The sequence below is a fragment of the Frankia sp. CcWB3 genome, from assembly GCF_977927595.1.
This window is the reverse complement of sequence record NZ_CDWRCK010000393.1, coordinates 2,097-2,713: the sequence shown is the minus strand read 5'-3', so window position 1 is coordinate 2,713 and position 617 is coordinate 2,097. Positions and strand designations below refer to the sequence as shown.

The 617-nt window shown below is 68.6% G+C and carries 2 protein-coding genes; both read right to left on the bottom strand.

What is annotated here, in order from left to right; genetic code table 11:
• On the bottom strand, window positions 1-254 hold a 254-nt coding region (locus ACY5KJ_RS19605; RefSeq protein WP_462204056.1), incomplete at its 3' end, for a CD225/dispanin family protein.
• Window positions 251-617: CD225/dispanin family protein (locus ACY5KJ_RS19600; protein ID WP_462204055.1), on the bottom strand; the 367-nt coding region annotated here is incomplete at its 5' end. The genes ACY5KJ_RS19600 and ACY5KJ_RS19605, both read right to left, overlap by 4 nt.

Here is a 617-nt window from a genome sequence, read left to right as displayed (position 1 = left end):
TCCCAACCAGGCCCTAGGGCGCCGGCCACATCGCCGGACTGCTGGCGTCCCTGCACCTGGGAGGCGAAGACGATCGCGACGATGCCGGCGGGCAGACAGCACAGCAGGGTGGCCACGATCGACTGCCACAGATAGGTCGGAATGGGCTGACCGTACGGCGGTTGCTGACCGAATCCCCCCGGCGGGTACGGCGGATAGCCGCCCGGCTGGCCCTGGCCGTACCCGGGGGGCGGGCCGCTCGGCGGAGTCGTCACCGGTACACACTCCTCCGGGTGAGGGCCGGTGGGAGCGTCGAATACGACGTGCTGGAATCGGTCTCGAAGCCGCCGGCCAAGCCGATGGCGAGGATGACCAGGAACACCACGATGATCGAGGTGGCCGAGATGATGCACCACATCCTGGCCTTCTTGGAGGCATCCAGCGTGCCGTTGATGTCGCCGATCTGCTGGCGGCTCTGCACCTTGGTGGCATAGACGATTGCCACCACACCGGCGGGCAGACAGCACAGCAGGGTGACCACGATCGACTGCCACAGGTAGGTCGGGATCGGCTGGTTGTAGGGCGGAGGTGGGCCGAACCCACCCGGGCCGCCGTAGCCCAGCGGGGCGCCGTAGCCC